Source organism: Ramlibacter humi (assembly GCF_004681975.1).
Taxonomy (GTDB): Bacteria; Pseudomonadota; Gammaproteobacteria; order Burkholderiales; family Burkholderiaceae_C; genus Ramlibacter; species Ramlibacter humi.
Genome location: NZ_SMLK01000006.1, coordinates 177,455 through 196,016 on the forward strand (window position 1 = coordinate 177,455; position 18,562 = coordinate 196,016).

Sequence of the window (18,562 nt, forward strand, 5' to 3'; positions counted from 1 at the left end):
TTAAGTTCTGCCAAAGACCGCCTGCAGAGGCCTCCATAGTGAACTGACATGCTTCTTGGGAACCCCAGAAGTGTTCAGGGGCGAAGTAACTCGGCCCGATCCCGAGAGCCACACCCAGAATCTGCAGGCCGCGGTCTTCACCGATTGAGATTCGGACGACGTGCTTACGGTCGACAAGTAGATGAAAGTAATGCCACTTCCACTCGTCAGTTGATTCATCGAAGATGACAAAGGGGCGTCCTCGATCTCTGTAAAACTGGTCGATGTGTCGGCGAAGCTCGTTCAAGCCGCTTTCCGTATTAGCGAACAGCACGGTACATGTCTCCTGAATTTTCCAGCCTATAGCCTTGGGACCTCAAGTGGTCGAACTCCCTCCACGTGAACGAACCTTGTGAAACCTTCCTGGGATCAACAGTGAAAAGAAACTCTTTCCCCAGTGCAATTTGCTGATCCAGAAACTCCCGATTGATGTACCACATTTTGTCTTCGCCCAGGATGGCAGATGTTCGCTTCCAATCTCCCATCTCGAAGAAGGTGGCGCCCATCTCTTTCGCGACGCTCTCGTAGGACTGGGAGCTTTCCGCAACATGAGGGCCGAGGACAACTTTTCCAGCGCTGGGGTTATGCGTAGACGCTTCCGCCGCAGATCGATACATCTGCGGGCTTAAGTCAAGGCCCCGGTCAACATAGAAATTGGTGGTTATTCGGCCGGCAGCCTCAGCCGATGCTTCAGCACCGACCCGGCTTTGCATGAGCTCCAAGGTCGCCTTGACCGTCAACCCTCCTGCTCGAAGGATCTGACCTAAAGTCGCCACGTCTGCGAGCGTGAGGCCGGCTTGCAGGGCATCTGCGATCACCGGACCTTTGTCGATCACCGCGATGGCGCGGGTGACCTCTCGCAAGCTGATGGTCGCCTGCATCCGCGTCTCGCCGGAGATGCCTGGATCGGTCAAGAGCTGCTCAAGCCCCGCTTTGTCCAGGCTCAATTGCTCTCGTTGCAGGATGCTGTCGTGAACGATCACCCCCGAGTTCGCAGCGCTTTTCAGTGCGTACTCCCGCAGGATCTGCACTTCCTCGACCACATCCCCCCGCTTCCTTGCATCGTCCAGGCGCTGCGCCCTGGAGCGGAGATCCGCTGCTGACAGGTAGTTGTTGGTGGTCGCGTTGTAGCCGGCTGCCGCTCCTGAAGTGCCGGCTGCGGCAGCGCCCACTGCCGTGCCAGCCAATCCAATCAGGGCCTTCTTCACGGAGTCGGGCAAGTCAGCCTCGGCAACCTCTTTCCCGATGAATTCGATGGCGGCTTGACTGGCCGCAGCACCCGCGGCACCTTTTGCACCACCAGTCAGGCCGCCGACCACCGCGTGCAAGGCCACGCGAGCGGCACCTCCTTCAGCCCAAGCCTCCATCCCCGCGGTATCTCCAGCCTTCCTCGCCTCTTCGTACTTGGCGTTCGCGTAGTCGCCGACTACCTTGGCCGCCTCGCTGCCGAAAGCTGCGGTGATGCGAACTTGTGCATCGATCTCGGATTGCACCTTCGACTTGTCGAAGATCGGCCGGAGCGAGGTCGAGGCGTCGCCTGTCCGCGCCTCTTGATCGCCAGCCACGCCGCTGATGCCGGCCGTGCTCACGCTGGTGGCGCTGCCTGAATCCCTGCCCACGCCCGCGCTTGTGCCCTGCGCATTCCATTCACCAGCCGGATTCTTGCCAGCGCCAACGGTCACACCAATGGCGCTGCCGCTGTAGCTGGCGTTGTTCTCAAGATCGGCAGTGGTGATTCCGCCCGCGCTCCTGAAGATGTTGTTGCCGGCATCGACTGCTCTTTGCGAACTCGTGACTTGGCTACCCAGCAAGCTGGTAGCCCCGGCAACACTGACCTGGAATCCCTGGTCACCCGCCCGGATGCCGGACTGCTCTCCCACGCTGACGAACGTACTGTCGATGCTGCTTCGACCTGCCGAAATCGAGCCGCCCACGGGAACGCCGGCCGGAGTCAGGGTGACGCTCACGCCGCTGGTTTGTGAGTTGCTGTGATAACTGCTGGTGTCCTGTAGGCTCTCGACCCTGAGGTTTCCTCCCACGCTGGCCGCCACCTGCGGCGCCGTCACGACCGCTCCCTGCAGCGTCGTGTCCGCGCCGCTCAGGAGGGCGACCCTCTCGCCGCCGCCGACGTGCGTGTTCGAGTAGTAGACATCCGAGCCATTGCCGGTCCCCGAGCCTTTGCTCGCCGATGCTGTGATCCCGATCCCACTGCTGCCGATCGAAACTCCGATTGACGCGGAGCTCGAGCTGTTCGAACTGCTTTCCGAAGCGGTGTTTTGCGCTGCCTTCAACACCACGTCGCCGTCGGCCTTCATCTGGACGACACGTCCAGCTGAAATTTCCGCTCCTTGTGCAAGGATGTTGCTGGCCCTTCCCGCGCCGGTCGCGGTGATCGAGACGTTCTGGCCCGCAGCAACGCTGGATCCGCGCGCAATGTCACTTTGCGCCGTCTGTGTACTCTGGCTCTTGGAAGAACCAAGAGAAATGCTCAAGCCAATGCCGGCCGCTTCAACGGGATTCGCAGCATCCGCGATTGACGCCAAGTCTTTCGCGGCTTGGTACCCCTTCGCAGCCGCAGCAGCCACACCCAAGGCTTGCATGCGACCATCGCCGGTCTGCTCCGCTGCCTTCACCAAACCGGCCGCAGATTGCACGGTACTCAGTACCGGCGCGCTGATGCCCACCGACAGCCCGCTCTGGCTGACGCGGCTTTGCTCGGACTCGCGATTGGTCTCTCGCGCCTCGGTGATCTTCACCGAGGCCGCGGCGACGTCGATGCTCCCCACCGGCGCCATGACATCGCTGCCGGTCTGCCGGTATTCGCCGCCGGCGCGGATAACGATGTCCCCACCCACGCTGCCGACCGTGGACGCTACCACTGTGGTGCTCGTGGTCTGACGATCGTTCTCCTGGCTACGCTTGCCGAGCGTGATCGAGCCGCCAGAGCCAAACAGGCCCGAGCGTGTTTCCTGCCGGCCCGCGTTGGTGCTCGTGGTGTTGGTCGCCGCTTCGATGGCGACATCCCGTGCGGCGACGATGGTGGTGCCCAGGTCCGAGATCACCTGGCTGCCGAGGATCTTCACGTCCTGTCCCGCCGCAATCGAGACATGCTGGCCGTCCAGGCTGCTGCCCTGCTGAAGCACCTGTTCAAACGAGCTCTGTTCGTTGACTGTCTTGGAGCTCACGAGCCCGCGATGGCTGCCGGAGTGGGTGCTGTCGGATCCGTGCCGCTCCGATTCGGTGGTCACGATCACGTCCCGCCCGGCGGCGACGGTGAGGGCGCCCTGGGAGTTCACGTCGCTGCCTTTGACGACCACGTCCTTGGCCGCACCGATCACGAGCGAGCCGCCGCTGTTGACGGAAGTGCCCACGACCCGCTCGTCCAGGACGTGCTTCGTGTCGGACGCGCTGCGTCCATGCGATGACGTTCGGCTGGAACTGTCGATCTGCGCCCGGTCCTTCGCGGCTTCGAATACCACGCTGCCGCCCGCCGAGATGCTGGCGGTGCTGTCGGCCGTTGAACCCAGGTTCAGCATGGCCCCCTTGGCGATGAAATCGCCGCCAACGCCGATCTGCGCACTGCCCCCTACCTGCAGTGAGCTGCCGCGGTTGCTCTCGAAGTCGCTGGACGCATTGCCGCCATAACGGTAGGCGGATTTCGTCTCGCCGGTCTGCACCGTGTCCATGGTCCACGTGCCGCCGATATCTGCCTTGAGGTTGCCGCCCACCTTGATGTCCGCGCCACTTTGCTGCACGTTGCCGCCGACCTTCAGGGTCGCGTCGCCCTTCACGTCAATGCTCGCCAGGGCGGCAAGCATCGTGTACTGGCGCGCGATGCCCAGTGCCTGGCCGGTCTCGGTCTGCGTGGCGCTGGCCAGGAGCAGGTTGCGCCCCACGTCCATCTGCAGCGTGCCGGCGTTCAGGCGCGCGGCCGTCAGGTCGACGTTGCCGCCGGCTGCCAGCACCATGGCGCCGCCGGAAGTCAGTTGGCCGAACCGGTTGTCCAGGTCGCCCTGCGTCTGCAGCTTCAGGCTGTCCTTGGTGGCGATGGTGCCGCTGTTGGCGAAGCCTTGCAGGTCGGTCAGCTCGATCTTGTTGGCCGCGATCAGCGCGCCATCGGGCCGCAGCGCAGTGCTGTTGGCCGCCAGGTAAACCACGGGCACCAGTGCCCGCGTCTTCTCGCCGGACGGCAGCGTGACGTCCTGCTCCACCAGCCAGACGATGTCGCTCGTGAGCTGCTCCATTTGCGCGGCGCTCAAGGCAATTCCAGGACGCAGGCTCCACTGCTTGGCCGCCGTGACCGCGTTGGCGAGCAACGACCGGTATTGCGCATCCTCGTCCGTGTAGTTGCCCACGAAGCGCTGCCCGGTCAAGACCAGCAGTTGCTCGCGCACGAGCCGCTGTTCGTAGAAGCCATCGCCCAGGCGCTTCGTGAGGGAAGACGGGTCGATGTTCAACGCGTCCAGCATGTAGCTGCTGGACATCCACTGGCGGTAGTTGGTGAATCGCGGATCGGTTTCAACCAGGTAGGCAGCCCCCGGTGACGTGGCCGGGTGGAACAAGGCCGAGTTCGGCACGGTCAGGTCCAGCGTGACCGAGTGCGGCTTCTTGGCACCCGAGGCCGGCACGGGGCCGGGCATGACTGTGGCGCCGGTTCCACCGGCCGCCGGTGTGATGGAAGCCACCGACACCGAGCCCAAGGTGCCACCAGAGACGGGAGCGCTCGCGCCGTGAGCGCCATTGATGATGGTCGCACCGGAGCCGGCGATCGACCCGCCGGCCGAGAACGTGGAGTCGTAGTTGGGGCCGCCGGCGTAGTACCGCAGATCGTCGGCAAAGCTCATCGTCCACCAGTAGCCCTTGTAGGTCTGGTAGTGGTAGTCGCCCGAGTAGTTGACCATCACCTGCGGCCGCGGCGCGCCCTTCCAGCCATCCTGGTCGAGCGTCACGCCCGAGAGGTTGATGGCGCCGGCCGCCGAGATGTCGCTCCAGTAATTTTTCCAGGTGCTGCCGGCGGACGTGTCGATGTTGCCGCCCGAGATGATTTGCGCCTTGGGGCTGATCGAGAGCAACGTGTTGCGCATGGCCACGCCGTTGTAGGTCGTGTACCAGTAGTCGCTGTTCATCGAGCCGCTGTGCGGCGGGTCGATGTAAACGCCGCCGATCTGGGTGGGGTCGGGCGTGTTGACGGTACCTACCTGTCCCGACAGGCTGACGCCAAGCGCAGCTGCCTCCGCGTCGGACAGGGTCTGGTCGAACGTGCCGGAGAACGCCAGCGTGCGCCGGGTGTTGGTGACGTTCGCGGCATACATACGCAGGTTGCCGCCCGACTCGATGATGGCGGACCGGTTCGTCACTTCGTTGGCGGCGGTGAAGCCGCCCGCGGCGGTTTTGCCGCCTGCCAGCGTGACCCGGCCCAGGCCGAGGATGATGGGCTTGGCCATCGTGTCGGTGGCCGTGACGTCGTCGGAGTTCTCGATCGTGGGCGCCAGGATCGTGAGGTCCCCTGCGGTGTCGGTCGCGCCGATCAGGGCCGCCACGCCGCGGTTGGCAACCAAGGTGCCGCCTTGCAGCGTCACGCTGGCGCCGACGATCGCACCGGTGTTCACGATGCTCGTCGCAGCTGCCGCCGTCAGCTGGCTGCCGGCGTCCATGCTCCCGGAGTTGGTGATCTTGTTGGCCCCCACGGCCAGGTTCCGGCTGGCCATCAGCTCACCGGTGTTGACCAGTTGGCCGGAAGTCTGCAGCGCCAGGTCGCGGCCTGCTTCCAGCGGTTTGCCCGTGAGGTTCAGGTCGTTCTGCGAAGTCAGCGACAAGTCGCGCTGTGCGCTGAACTTGCCCAGGTTCGTGTAGCCGACCGCGGTCGCAGACAAGTCCTGGCCGGCAGCGAAGGTGCCCGCGGTGTTGGTGATGGTCCCTGTGGCCGTGACACCCAGGTTGCCGGATGAGACGACGAGGCCGCCTGCGTTATTCAGCGTGCTGGCTTTGACGGTCGTACCCGCCGCGCCCACGCCGGCGATGCGGCCGGACTGGTTGGACAGTGCTCCGGCGGTGATCGACATGGCCCCGCCGGAGGCAATGCCCTTGCCCGCCGCCGTCGCATCGTTCGTCAGCGCATTGGCGCCCGTATCCACGGTCAGGCTGCCGGTCGCCTGCACCAGGCCCCCGGTGTTGTTCAGCGCACCCGTTGTCTTGACCTTCCCGGCACCGCCGGCCATGACCGTGCCACCGGTGTTGCTCACCGCAGCAGCCTGGACGTCCAAGTCGGTGGCCGCGGCCAGCAAGCCCGCCGAGTTGGTGAGGTTGCCCGATGCGACAGTGAGCGTTCCGCCGCTGAGGATGCCTTGTCCCGCCGCCGTTCCCGTGTTGATCAGGGCGGCACCACCGGTCTGGATTTGAAGATCAGCCCCTGCTTGCAGCAGGCCGTGGTTGTTCGTGAGGACACCGCCCGTCAGGGCCAGCTGATGGCCCGCCAACACCTTGCCGGTGTTGGTGGTGCCTTGCGACTGGATCGACAGGTCGCGGTTGGCCTGCAGCTGCCCCGCGTTCGTCAGCGAGTGCACCGTGAGGGCCGCATCCTGCAGGCTCGCCAGCGTGGAAGCCGCATCGTTGGTGAACGACTGCGCAGTGACGCTCAATTGCGTTTGCGCCAGCAGCGTGCCGCCCTGGTTGTTGATGGTGTCCGCTCGGAGGTCCACGGTGCCGCCGCCGCGGATGCCACCAGCCGCGCCGGAACCGGCGTTGAGCAGGGTGCCCGCGCCCACGTCCACGTGCACCAACTGGCCGCCTTGGATCAAGCCCGCCTGGTTCTGCAGCCCTGTCGCGGTCACATCAACGGTGCGTGCTGCAGCCATCGTGCCCGCGGCATTGCTCACCATCGCGCTGCTCGCCACCGAGAGATCGCGCCCCGCCAGGATCGAACCGGTGTTCGTCACGGCACCGCCGCCGATGGACAGATCCGTGCTGGCGGATAGGCGGCCGGCCGTGTTGCTGATCGTCCCGCCGTGGACAACCAGGTTGCCCCCCGACTGAATGCCCCCGCCGGTCCCGGAGTTGCTGTTGGCCAATGTGCCGCTGCCCGCATCAACCGACAGGTTCCCGCCGGCCTGGATCAAGCCTTGGTCGTTCGCGATGCCAGTCGCGGCGATCACGGCGTTCTGGGCGGCCACGATCTGCCCCGCCGTGTTGGTCAGCGCCCCACCGGCATTCGCACCCAGCGCCCCGGAAGTGGCGATCACGCCCGACCTGTTGTCGAGGCCCGCTGCCGCGTCGACGGTAAGCGTTCCCGTCCCGCTGTGGTCGATGCGGCCGGCCACGTTCGCCACGCTGCCCGCCTGGACGCGCAGGTTCGAAGCGTTCCCCGCGATCTCGCCACCGGCGTTGTCCAGAGCACCCGACAGCAGGATGGACGCATCGGCCGTCCCGGTCTGCATGATCTTGCCGTGTACGTTCGACAGCGACGCCGCGGCAATGTCCAGCGCGGCCGACGACACTGCCGCATCGTCGGTACGCACCGCACCTGCTGCGGTGACCTTCAGGCGCTGGCCGGCCGCCATCGTCGCCGCAGCCAGATCAACGCCGCCTGCGGTGGCCGTTAGCGTGACATTCCTCGCGTCATTTCGTGAGGCGCCCAAGTCGATGTTGCTGGCGGACACCGCCATGTCCGCTCCGGCCAGGTTCATGCCTTTCGCGGTCACCTGCCCGGTGGACGACAGATTCAGGGTGCCCGCGCTCCCGATGGAGCCGTCCGACTGCACGCCCGCAGCGAGCGTGGAAGCGCTGGTGCTGTTGATCGAGGCTCCGGCGCCAGTGGCTTGGATGCTCAGGTCGGCTCCGCTGGCGATCACGGCGCTGTTCGAGAGCGCGCCGTTGGCGGTGATCGCGGCGCCCGTCTGGCCGAAGATCGTGCCGGTGTTGGTGACGCCCTTGCTTGCGCTGGACATCGCACCCGTGGCCGAGATCGTTCCCGAGTTGGTCAGCAGTCCCTCGGCGCTCAGGACGAGGTTCCCGCTGGAGCCCCAAGTGCCAGCGTTGCGGACCCCGACCCCCGCTTCGGTCGCGATCAGGTGGATGTAGCCAGCGTACATGCCGCCGAGCTGCGCAGTATCGATCGCGAAGGCCGGGGCCGATGATGTGGGAGATACCGGCACCACCTGGCTCGCATCCGCGTTAGTGTTCGCGCTGCCGGCGACGACGCGCAGGTTGTTGGCCCAGACGCCGCCATTGAGCACGACGGAACGCGCGAGGATGGCCGTGTAGTCCGTGCTGCGCGCATCGAGCCCCGCACCCCCGACCGTCACCAGCCCTTGCCGCACTTGGAAGCCGTCAAGGGTGCCAGCGGAGCCGATCATGGGAACGCCCGTGGTCAGGGTCGCTCGCGCGGCGTTGATGAAACCTGCACCGTCCACTGTGATGCCCGCCGGGTTGGCGACCACCACGTCCGCACGCTGGCCCGCGACCTCGATGAACCCTTTCAGCACGCTGGGGCTGGACGAATTCACCTCGTTGAGGATCAGCTTCGCGGACCCGCCTGCCAAGGCCGCATTGCCCTGGATCCAGCCACCCAACTGGCTTTGCACGTTGCCAGTGCTGTTGTTCAGGATGACGCCTTGCTTCGAGACGTCGAACTGGCTGTACTTGTTGTGGCTGACGCCCGCGCTCGAAGGCGCCTGGATGTTCACCAAGGGCACGCCATTCGGCGCGGCGATGACCTTGGGCTGCTGGGCGGCCGGCGCGGACGGGTTCGCGATGATCTGGCCGTGGGTAGGGGCCGTGAAAGCACACGCAAGACTGAACGCCAATGCAGTGAGTGCCTGCGGTGCAAGCGGGGGGCGCCGCGTTCCGCCGGTGCGACCGTCTTTCGCTCTGGACGACGCGGTCTCGGCGACGGCAACGATGGCGCCGCGCGCGCGGCTGAAGATGAGGCGGTAGCAGTTCTTGTTCATCTCTTCTCCCTCGATCCCTTTCAGTAGCTCCAGCTCACACTGAAGCCGCCGGTCGTTCTGGCCGCCTGGAAGCCGTCAGGCTTGCCAATGGGGGTGCCGACGAAAAATTCGTACTGGAACGCGCCTGCAGCGGCCTGGGTACCCCCGCGCAGGCCAATGCCCGCTCCGCTCAGGCTGCGGCCGATCAGGCGCTGCACGGACGGTCCGCCGACCTGGCCGTGGTCCAGCCATGCGAAAAATTCCTGACCCGATTCCCCCAACGCCATCGCCAACTCGTTGCGGATCAACCAGCCGCGCTCCGCGACCAACGTTTGTTCGCCCGAGAAGCCGCGGACGGTGTAGCGCCCACCGATCGAGAAGCGATCCTGGGGCGTCAGTGGCGTGCGGTTCCACTGCGCGCGCCATTGGCTGCTTGCGCGCCAGCGTTGGCCGAATGACTGGAATGGAACGGCAACGGCTGCGTCGGCAAATGCCAGGGCCATGCGCGACGTGCCTTCACCGACCAACTCTTCCGGTGCAGGTCGGCTGCCGAAGGCGCCCGTGCCGCGGCGGTAGCCGGCCGAAAGATCGAGCGTCGCGGGCCCCACGAAGGCGTGATGATTCATCCCGAGCTCCCAGCCACCGACGCGCCGACGCTGCAATTCGATCTCGATGTCGTCGATGGCGTTGCTTGAACTGCGCGTGAATGCTCGAACGTAGGCGCTGGTCTTTCCCACGGCGTCCCGCCGCAGCAGGCATGCCGCCTTCACCTCGGCGGTTGCCGAAGTGCCGCTGTAGACGTAGGTCTGCGACGCACCTGCAACCCGCTGGTAGAAGCGATTGGTGCTGGCGGTGGCGCCCACCAGCCACCAGCCGTACGGGATGGACAGGTGCACCGTCTGTGCCCGCGTGCCGCGCTCACCCTGTCCTTCACCGCCCCCCAGGTCGCGCGAAGCTGTCGCATAGAACAGGTCATTCAAGCCGAGCGCGTTGTCCAGGCTGAGGGTGAACGTGCCCTGGTATCGGCCGGTGGCCTTTGTGCCGCCGTCGTCCGCAGTCAACGACAGCCGCCATGGGCGCGGCTGCGACCAGGTCACGACAACATCGCTCCATCCCGGACCCAGCGTCGCATCCTCTTCACTCGGCTCAATTTTGAAATCGACCTCGGCCGTAGGTACTCGCTTGAAGTTCTCCAGCGCCTGCTCCATGGCGCGGAGATTCAGGACTGCGCCCTTCTGCAGCGGTGCGACCGGCGGCAAGGCCTGCCCGGATGCGGTCCTGACTGAGTGAAGGCGGCCCGGGACAACCACCAGGTGCAATGTTCCCTGTGAGACATCCTGAGGCGGCACGAACACGCGTGTCGTGACGAAGCCTTTTGCGATCAGCTGGTTTTGAACGCGGCTGGCCAGGATGCTGAATCCGGCGGCACCCACGCACCGGCCGATGGGCGCATCGTCGCCGGCGGTGCCGGCCAGCGAGGCGCGCAGTTCGTCGTCCGTCGCCAGTTCGGATTGCCCGGCGAACGTGACCGACCTCAGCGCAAAGCAGATGCCTTCGGCCGGGATGCGCGGGTTGTCGCCGGCCTGCGAAGGCAGCCGGACAGATGGCGCCGGTTCCAGGCGTTGCCGAAGTTCATCGCTTCGCTCCTGGGCGCGCCGTTCCTCGCGAACGGCCGCATCGGCGGGCTGGGCATGCACTTGTCCCGCAAGCGCGAAAAACCAGGCCGCCGCAAGGCAGCCTCCTCCTCTGAAGCTCAAAGCCGCGCCCTCCCTTTTTGATCACTTGCGCGCGGCGCGAGTCTAGGTGCGGCCAACCCGCCGAACCCCTCATCACGCGGGCTCGTCGTGCAACTACAGTAGTCAGACCTGCGACGACAGTCCGGCGCGTCGCGTGAATGGCGATCCCGAGGGACAGCCCGGCACGAAAGAGGAGATAGGCATAGGCGCGCGCGCATCTGTGCGGCAAAGGCACGACACGCGCTCGCGAGCCGGGGTCCCGGCATCGAAGCTTCCCGGCTGGAATCGGTCTTCGACTACGGCGTGAGCGACGCGGCGCCGGACGAAGCCGGCATGCGGCGGGGGCAAGGCCTGTTCGTCGCCCGCACTTGCCTGGCCAAGAGGGGCGGCAGCATCCGCCCGGCCAACGAGGAAGGCGGCGTGGCGATCCTCATCGTGCTGCCGCTCGCCTGACTCAGCGCCGGGCTGCGGGCGCGCGCTGCACCGGCTGCGACGCGGGCGCCGGCGGCGCTCCCATCGTGCTGGTGCTCGTGTCCGTCTCCGCCGCCACCGGCGGCAGCGGTACCGGCGCATGCGCCACGTCGGGCAATCGCCGCCACTGCACGCCCCAGGTCAATGCGACCGCCAGCCCGACATGCGCGAGCACGGCGATGGGCAGGCCGCGCAGCAGGATGTGCCGCGGCGGGGGCGGGTCGAGGTTGGCGTTTTCGATGGCGGAATCCATCGCGGCGGTCCTCCGTTCACGACGAAGATACCGGCGCCCACTGACCGGCCAGCGGGCCGCTCACACTTTGCGGCTTCCGTGACCGCCGCGATACGGTGCCTCAGCGGGCGAGCGTCGACGCGCCGAACAGGCTCTGGATGAAATCCACCGCCAGTTCCGCCGTGCGGTTGCGCACGTCCAGCGCCGGATTGATCTCCACCACGTCCAGCGAGCCCATGCATCCGGTGTCGGCGATCATCTCCATGCACAGCTGCATCTCGCGGTAGGTGGGCCCGCCGCGCACGCCGGTGCCCACGCCCGGCGCCTCCATCGGGTCGAGGCAATCCAGGTCGAAGCTCACGTGCAGGTGCGTGTTGTCGTCCACGTCGGCCAGCAGCTCGGTCATGGTGTGGCGCATGCCGTGCTCGTCGATGTGCCGCATGTCGTAGACCGACAGGCCCAGCTGGCGGATCGCCTGCTTCTCGTCGGCGTCCACGCTGCGGATGCCGATGAAGTCGATCTGGTCCGGCGCCACCGCGGCGGGTTCGCCGCTCCAGCCCACCAGCGGCTTCGGGCCGTGGCCCAGCAGGCAGGCCACCGGCATGCCGTGCAGGTTGCCGCTGGGGCTGATGGCCTCGGTGTTGACGTCGGTGTGCGCGTCGAGCCAGACCACGCGCAATGATTTCCCGGTGGCTCGGCAGTGCCGCGCCACCGCGCTGATGGACCCGATGGCCAGGCAGTGGTCGCCGCCCATGAGCAAGGGCACGTGGCCGTCCGTCAGCGCCTGGTCCACCGCACCGTACACCGCCCGGTTCCACGCCACCACCTCGTCGAGGTGGCGCGCGCCGCCCTCGGGCGCCTTCCAGGGATTGGGCGGACCGGAGAGGTTGCCGCGGTCCATCACGTCCAGGCGATGCGAGCGCAGCGCCTCGATGAGGCCGGCCACGCGCAATGCATCCGGCCCCATGCCCGCGCCGCGGACGCTGGCGCCGACGTCGGTGGGTGCGCCGATGAGGCTGACGGTGCGAGACATCGGCGCATTGTGCTTGGCGCAGCGGCACTTGTGCGCGGGACGCCGTGCAGGGGGCGGCCTATCCATGGGATAATCCGTCCCCACGAAGGGGAGTAGCTCCCACGTGCGGCAGCCGCGGCAAGCGGCCTTCGCCGCACCGATCGGCACATCGTCAGTACGGGGCCTCGCGGCCTCCGGTGCGCCGGGCTCCCAGGTTTCCAAGCCGAGCAAGACCTTCGACGCGGCCTGCACAGCGGGCCGGGTCGAGGTCCCTGCGCGCGCCCCACGCCCGCCGGCCCCGCCCGGCACACGCGGCAGTCCGATTTCGAGCAACGAAACGACAACGGAGTGCCCATGGAATTCCTCTCGACCGCCTGGTGGTCCGCGCTGCTGGCCATCATCCTCATCGACCTCGTGCTGGCCGGCGACAACGCCATCGTCATCGCGCTGGCCGCCCGCAACCTGCCCCAGCACCTGCGCAAGCAGGCCATCGTGTGGGGAACGGTGGGCGCCATCGCGGTGCGGTCGGTGATGACCGTCGGCGTGGTGTGGCTGCTGCAGATCCCCGGCCTGATGCTGGTGGGCGGGCTGGGCCTGCTGTGGATCGCCTACAAGCTGCTGGCGCCCGGCGGCGGTGGCGACGAGCACGGGCCGGCCGCCACGACTTTCTGGGGCGCGATGAAGACCATCATCGTGGCCGACGCGCTGATGGGCGTGGACAACGTGCTGGGCGTGGCCGGCGCCGCGCACGGCTCGTTCGACCTGGTGGTCATCGGCCTGCTGGTGAGCGTGCCCATCGTGGTGTTCGGCAGCAGCGTGGTACTGAAGCTGGTGGACCGCTTCCCGGTGATCATCCAGTTGGGCGCCGCCGTGCTGGCCTTCACCGCGGCCAAGATGATCATCGGCGAGCCCTGGCTCGACCCCGTGTTCGACCCGCAGACCTTCGAAGCCACGATGGCGCGCTGGGTCGTCTACATCGGCGCCGTCGCCGCGGTGCTGGGCGCGGGCTGGATCGTCGGCCGCCACGCGGCCGCGAAGAAGGAAGAAGCGGCTTCCTAGGCCGGGCGCGGGACCAGGCGGCCGCGCAGCGCCAGCTGCGCGGTCAGCACGGCCAGCGCGCCGACGAACAGGTTGGCGAAAGCGAACAGCGGCAGGGCCAGCACCGAAGCCGGTCCCGTGTCGCCGCGCTCCGTCATGCGCATCGCCACCGTGGCGATCGCCGTCACGCCGAACGTGAAGGCCCACAGCCCCGGCGTGAAGCCCGGGCCGCGGAAGAACGGCACCAGCCGCAGCAGCACCAGGCCCTGGAACAGGCCGTAGCCGAACAGGATCTGCAGCGGCAGGTCCACCGGCCCGGTGGTGATCGCCAGATAGCCGAGCGCGCCCACCACCGGCGGCGCGAGCTGGATGCCCAGCGTCGCGCGCAGCGGCAGCGGCAACGCCGTGCCAATGGAGTGCCGCTGCAAGAGCACCGATTCCAGCGACAGCCACGCGAGCAGGCCGATGCCGAAGAACACGGCGCCCCATTGCGGGAAGCCAAGCATGCCGCCCACGAAAGCGGAGACGAAGTTCACGCCCACCGTCGGCAGGTAAAGCACCGTCGTCGCCGACAACGGATCGCGCCCGCCGCGCCACACGCGCGCATGGCACTCGGCGCCCCAGGCGAGCTGCGCGATGGTGCCGGTCACCCACATCGCCACCGCGAGGCCATGCGCGTACGGCGCGAGCGCCGCGGCCATCAGCATGGTGGTCAGCGGCACGAGGGCGACGAAGCCGGACTGGATCTCGTGGTTCGCTTCGGCGCGCGCCGCTTCGCGCGCGTACAGCCACTTGCCGGCGTACAGGACGATGAGCGTCGCCCATACGATGCCGGCCAGCAGGAGGACGGCTTCGCCGATCGCAGCGGGTGCGGCCCACAAGCGCGTTGCGACGCGCCAGCCCTGCCCCAAACCGGCGAGGCCGAGGACCATGCCGAAGAAGGAAGCAGGGATGGGGAAACGGTAGACGCGCATGACAGCTCCGGAAGAGCTGCGGATGGTAGTCGCCCCAGGGCGTCGTCCCCGCGGAGGCCGGGATCCATGGCTTCCGTGTTCACGGCGGTTCGGAAGCCATGGATTCCCGCCTTCGCGGGAATGACCCAGCGGGTGAGGCGCTGGTGCCGGTCAGGTGATGCACAGGGCGACGCTCAGCGCCCGCGAGCCGCGCGGCGAAGCCGGCTCATCCGTGGCCGGCGCTTCTTCCACCTTGTGTCGGTCGCGGGCCATGGGAACAAGGTAAGGTGCACCTCCGGCCGGCCCGGTCGGACGCCATTGCACGGCCGCGCAGGAAGTCCGCTTTCGTTCTACGGGCTGGCCCGCTGGCGGCAATTCACCAAACGGTTCAGGATCGATCGCCATGACACTTCCCACCCGTTTCGACGACGTCGCCCAGCTGGAAGACGCGCTGTCCACGCCCTCGCCCGAACTGACGCAGGCGCTGGCGCGCGCGCCCGGCGACATCCTGGTGCTGGGCGTGGGCGGCAAGATGGGGCCGACCCTGGCGCGCATGGCCAAGCGGGCCGACCCGCTGCGGCGCGTGATCGGCGTCGCGCGCTTCTCGCAGCCGGGCCTGCGGCAGGAGCTGGAGTGCGACGGCGTCGACTGCCTGGAAGCCGACCTGCTCTCGCGCGAAGCGCTGGCCGACCTGCCCGACGCGCCCAACGTGGTGTTCATGGCCGGCCGCAAGTTCGGCAGCACCGGCAGCGAATGGCTGACCTGGGCGATGAACGCGCACGTGCCCGCGCTGGTGGCCGAGCGCTACGCCCGCTCGCGCATCGTCGCGTTCTCCACCGCCTGCGTGTACCCGTTCGTGGACACCGCGGGCGAAGGCGCGCCGGAATCGGTGCCGCCCACCGCGCCTTCCGGCGAGTACGCCAATTCCTGCGTGGCGCGCGAGCGCATGTTCGAGCACTTCTCGCACGAGCTCGGCACGCCGGGCCGGCTGCTGCGCCTGTCCTATGCCATCGACATGCGCTACGGCGTGCTGCACGACGTGGCGCAGAAGGTGCTCCGGCGCGAGCCCATCGACCTGGCCATGGGCCACGCCAACGTCATCTGGCAGGGCGACGCCAACGACTGGTCGCTGCGCGCGCTGGCGCATTGCACCGGGCCCACGTCGGCGCTGAACATCAGCGGCCCGAAGGTGTCGATCCGCGAAGTGGCCAAGGGCCTGGGCGAGCGCCTGGGCATCGCGCCGGTGCTGGTGGGCAAGGAAGCGCCCACCGCGTGGCTGGTGGATTGCCGCGAGGCTTTCCGGTTGTTCGGCGAACCCAAGGTGGACCTCGACCGCATGCTGGACTGGACCGCCGACTGGGTGGCCCGCGGCGGCGCCAGCCACGGCAAGCCGACGCACTACGAAGCGCGCGACGGGAAGTACTGACATGCACCGCACCGACATCCCCCAAGACTCCCTCGCCGTCCTGCGCGAAGGCGCCTGCATTCCCGCGCACCTGCTGGCGCTCGACGCCGACCGGCAACTCGACGAGCGCCGCCAGCGCGCGCTCACGCGCTACTACCTGGACGCGGGCGCGGGCGGCGTCGCCGTCGGCGTGCACTCGACGCAGTTCGCCATCCGCGACGTCGGCCTGTACGAGCCGGTGCTGGAACTCGCGATGCGCACCGCGAAAGAGTGGGAACCCATCGGCGGCAAGCGCCCGCTGTTCATGGTCGCGGGCCTGGCGGGCCGCACCGGGCAGGCGGTGCGCGAAGCGGGCATCGCGCGCGGCCTGGGCTACCACGCCGCGCTGCTCAGCCTGGCCGCGATGAAAGGTTCGTCCGAAGACGAGCTCATCGCGCACTGCGGGAAGGTCGCGGCGGAAATGCCGCTCGTGGGCTTCTACCTGCAGCCCGCCGTCGGCGGCATCCACCTGCCCGCTTCGTTCTGGCAGCGCTTCGCCGCCATCGACAACGTGGTTGCGATCAAGATGGCGCCCTTCCACCGCTACCGCACGCTGGACGTCATCCGCGGCGTCATCGCGGCGAAGGCGGAAGACCGCGTGACGCTGTACACCGGCAACGACGACCACATCGTGATGGACCTGCTGGCGCCTTTCACCTTCATGCGCGAAGGCCGGCCTGTGACGGCGCGCATCCGCGGCGGGCTGCTGGGCCACTGGAGCGTGTGGACGCAGCGCGCGGTGGAACTGCTGCAACGCATCCATGCGGCCGTCGACGCGGGCCAGGTGCCGGCCGACCTGCTGGCGCTGGACGCGCAGGTGACCGACTGCAATGCGGCGCTGTTCGACGTGGCGCACGACTTCCACGGCTGCATCGCCGGCTGCCACGAGATCCTGCGCCGCCAGGGCCTGCTGGAAGGCACCTGGTGCCTGGACCCGAACGAAGGACTGAGCCCCGGCCAGGCCGAAGCGCTGACGCGCGTGGCGCGCGACTACCCGCACCTGGTCGACGACGATTTCGTGTCGAAGCACCGCGCGCGCTGGCTCAGCTGAAGCTCTTCGGTCAGGGCAAGCCTCGTTGACAGCCGAACGCCCCGCCCATAAAGTGCGCGGAATTCACCAGTTGGGGAATTGCACAGGAGACACCCACATGCAGAAGCGCTTCTTCCTCGCCGCCCTCGCGGCCGCCACCCTGACCGTCGCCGGCCCCGCCGCCGCCCAGAACTGGAAGCCCACGCGGCCGATCAACCTGATCGTGCCGTGGGCCGCCGGCGGCTCCACCGACCAGGTCACGCGCGTCACCGCGGCCGAGCTGGAGAAAGCGCTGGGCCAGACCATCGTGATCGTCAACCAGCCGGGCGCTTCCGGCGCCATCGGCACCAAGAGCGCGCTGGACGCGCCCAAGGACGGCTACACCTGGACCGCCGGCGCCGCGCAGGACCTGGGCGCCTACCAGGCGCTGGGTTCGGTGAACACCAACATCAAGGACTGGCACCTGTTCCTGAACGTGGCCAACATCCAGGTGATCGGCGTGAACCCGCAGCGCCCCTGGAAGAACGCCAAGGAACTGCTGGACGACATGAAGGCCAGGCCGGGCCAGATCAGCGTGGCCACCGCGGGCGTGACGTCCGCGGCGCACGCGGCGATGGACGAGATCGTCAAGGCCACCGGCGTGAAGTACAAGGAAGTCTCCTACGACGGCGGCAACCCCGCGGTGGTGGCCACCGTCGCCGGCGAAGCCGACCTCACCACCCAGCTGGCGGTGGAGCAGGCCGACATGATCCGCGGCAAGCGCCTGCGCCCGCTGGCCACCGTCAGCGACAAGCCGCTGGAGCTGGAAGGCTTCGGCACCATTCCGCCGCTGTCGCAGACGGTGCCCCACTTCACCGCGCCGGCCAACTACTTCGGCATCTTCCTGCCCAAGGGCGTGCCCGACGAAGTGGTCAAGACGCTGGAGAAGATCTGGGCCGAGCAGATGCCCAAGAGCGAAGCGCTGAAGAAGTACGCCACCAGCCGCGGCGCGCTGTACAACCCGCTGGCCGGCGACGCCGCGCAAAAGGCCGTGTTCCCGGCCGTGCAGTCCAACGCCTGGAACCTGCACAACAGCGGCAAGACCAAGGTGTCGCCGGACACGGTGGGCATCCCCAAGCCCTGATGTCCGCGGCGAACGACGAAACGGTGGACCACGGGGACGACGACGCCCCCCGTCCGCCACGGTCCGACCTCAAGGACGCGGTCGTCTGGATCGCGCTGGGCGTGGCCACGCTCGTGGGCTCCGTCACCATGGACCGCCTGCAGGGCCAGAACATCAATCCGTACACGGTGCCGGGCCTGCTGCCCGGCCTGCTGGCCATCGCGATGATCCTGCTGGGCGGCGTGCTCGCCGTGCGCAGCTGGGAACGCGGCGCGCTGCGGCAGGCACTGCCGGCCGCGTCGGCCGCGCTGCGCGAGGAGCGCATGCGCATCGGCGTCGTGGCCGCCCTGTGCATTGGCTACGGCATGGTGCTGATCGGCCACGGCCTCCCGTTCTGGCTCGCGTCCGGCCTGTACGTCACCGCGTCCATCCTGATCGTCAGGCGGCTGAGCCGCGATCCCGTGCAGCGCCAACTGGGCCCCAAGGCCTGGGTGCTGGCGGCGGTCATCGGCTTCGCCGCTTCCCTCACCATCCACCTCGTGTTCCAGGAAGTGTTCCTGGTGCGCATGCCCTGACCTGAC

The 18,562-nt window shown here is 67.7% G+C and carries 11 protein-coding genes; 6 read left to right on the forward strand and 5 right to left on the reverse strand.

All coding sequences use genetic code 11. The features are described 5' to 3' along the window. Positions 1 to 299: 299 nt before the first annotated feature. Positions 300 to 8,984, reverse strand: coding sequence for a two-partner secretion domain-containing protein (locus tag EZ216_RS17205; RefSeq protein ID WP_135251018.1), 8,685 nt, complete (start codon positions 8,982 to 8,984; stop codon positions 300 to 302). Positions 8,985 to 9,004: 20 nt separating this feature from the next. Continuing rightward, positions 9,005 to 10,720, reverse strand: coding sequence for a ShlB/FhaC/HecB family hemolysin secretion/activation protein (locus EZ216_RS17210; RefSeq protein WP_239024424.1), 1,716 nt, complete (start codon positions 10,718 to 10,720; stop codon positions 9,005 to 9,007). 282 nt (positions 10,721 to 11,002) lie between these two features. Here EZ216_RS17210 and EZ216_RS21490 point away from each other — a divergent pair, with 282 nt between their 5' ends. Further along, a complete protein-coding gene (locus EZ216_RS21490) occupies positions 11,003 to 11,152 on the forward strand; it encodes a hypothetical protein (protein WP_167772948.1) in 150 nt (49 codons plus the stop codon). Between the two features lies 1 nt (position 11,153). Here the strand turns inward: EZ216_RS21490 and EZ216_RS17215 are convergent, their stop codons facing one another. Together EZ216_RS17215 and rocF are read right to left on the reverse strand one after the other, a co-directional pair. After that, positions 11,154 to 11,423 (reverse strand): hypothetical protein, encoded by a 270-nt coding sequence (locus EZ216_RS17215; protein WP_135251019.1) that lies wholly within the window; start codon positions 11,421 to 11,423, stop codon positions 11,154 to 11,156. 100 nt (positions 11,424 to 11,523) lie between these two features. Continuing rightward, complete coding sequence (gene rocF, locus EZ216_RS17220; RefSeq protein WP_135251020.1) at positions 11,524 to 12,435, reverse strand: arginase; 912 nt, start codon at positions 12,433 to 12,435, stop codon at positions 11,524 to 11,526. A 333-nt stretch (positions 12,436 to 12,768) separates the two neighbouring features. Here rocF and EZ216_RS17225 point away from each other — a divergent pair, with 333 nt between their 5' ends. Continuing rightward, a complete protein-coding gene (locus EZ216_RS17225; RefSeq protein ID WP_135251021.1) occupies positions 12,769 to 13,473 on the forward strand; it encodes a TerC family protein in 705 nt (234 codons plus the stop codon). Here EZ216_RS17225 and tehA read toward each other — a convergent pair. Next, a complete protein-coding gene (tehA, locus tag EZ216_RS17230; RefSeq protein WP_135251023.1) occupies positions 13,470 to 14,426 on the reverse strand; it encodes a dicarboxylate transporter/tellurite-resistance protein TehA in 957 nt (318 codons plus the stop codon). The genes EZ216_RS17225 and tehA overlap by 4 nt on opposite strands. 382 nt (positions 14,427 to 14,808) lie before the next feature. Between tehA and EZ216_RS17235 the strand changes: the two genes are divergently transcribed. The 4 genes from EZ216_RS17235 (at position 14,809) to EZ216_RS17250 (ending at position 18,556) form a co-directional block, all read left to right on the forward strand. Further along, the gene (locus EZ216_RS17235; RefSeq protein WP_135251024.1) at positions 14,809 to 15,831 is read left to right on the forward strand and encodes an NAD-dependent epimerase/dehydratase family protein; all 1,023 of its coding nucleotides are present in this window, start codon (positions 14,809 to 14,811) and stop codon (positions 15,829 to 15,831) included. 1 nt (position 15,832) lies between these two features. Continuing rightward, the gene (locus tag EZ216_RS17240) at positions 15,833 to 16,900 is read left to right on the forward strand and encodes a dihydrodipicolinate synthase family protein (RefSeq protein ID WP_135251025.1); all 1,068 of its coding nucleotides are present in this window, start codon (positions 15,833 to 15,835) and stop codon (positions 16,898 to 16,900) included. A 97-nt stretch (positions 16,901 to 16,997) separates the two neighbouring features. After that, positions 16,998 to 18,002, forward strand: a complete 1,005-nt coding sequence (locus EZ216_RS17245; protein ID WP_135251026.1) for a Bug family tripartite tricarboxylate transporter substrate binding protein — start codon at positions 16,998 to 17,000, stop codon at positions 18,000 to 18,002. Continuing rightward, the gene (locus EZ216_RS17250) at positions 18,002 to 18,556 is read left to right on the forward strand and encodes a tripartite tricarboxylate transporter TctB family protein (RefSeq protein WP_135251027.1); all 555 of its coding nucleotides are present in this window, start codon (positions 18,002 to 18,004) and stop codon (positions 18,554 to 18,556) included. Before EZ216_RS17245 ends, EZ216_RS17250 begins: the two co-directional genes overlap by 1 nt. Positions 18,557 to 18,562: the final 6 nt, after the last annotated feature.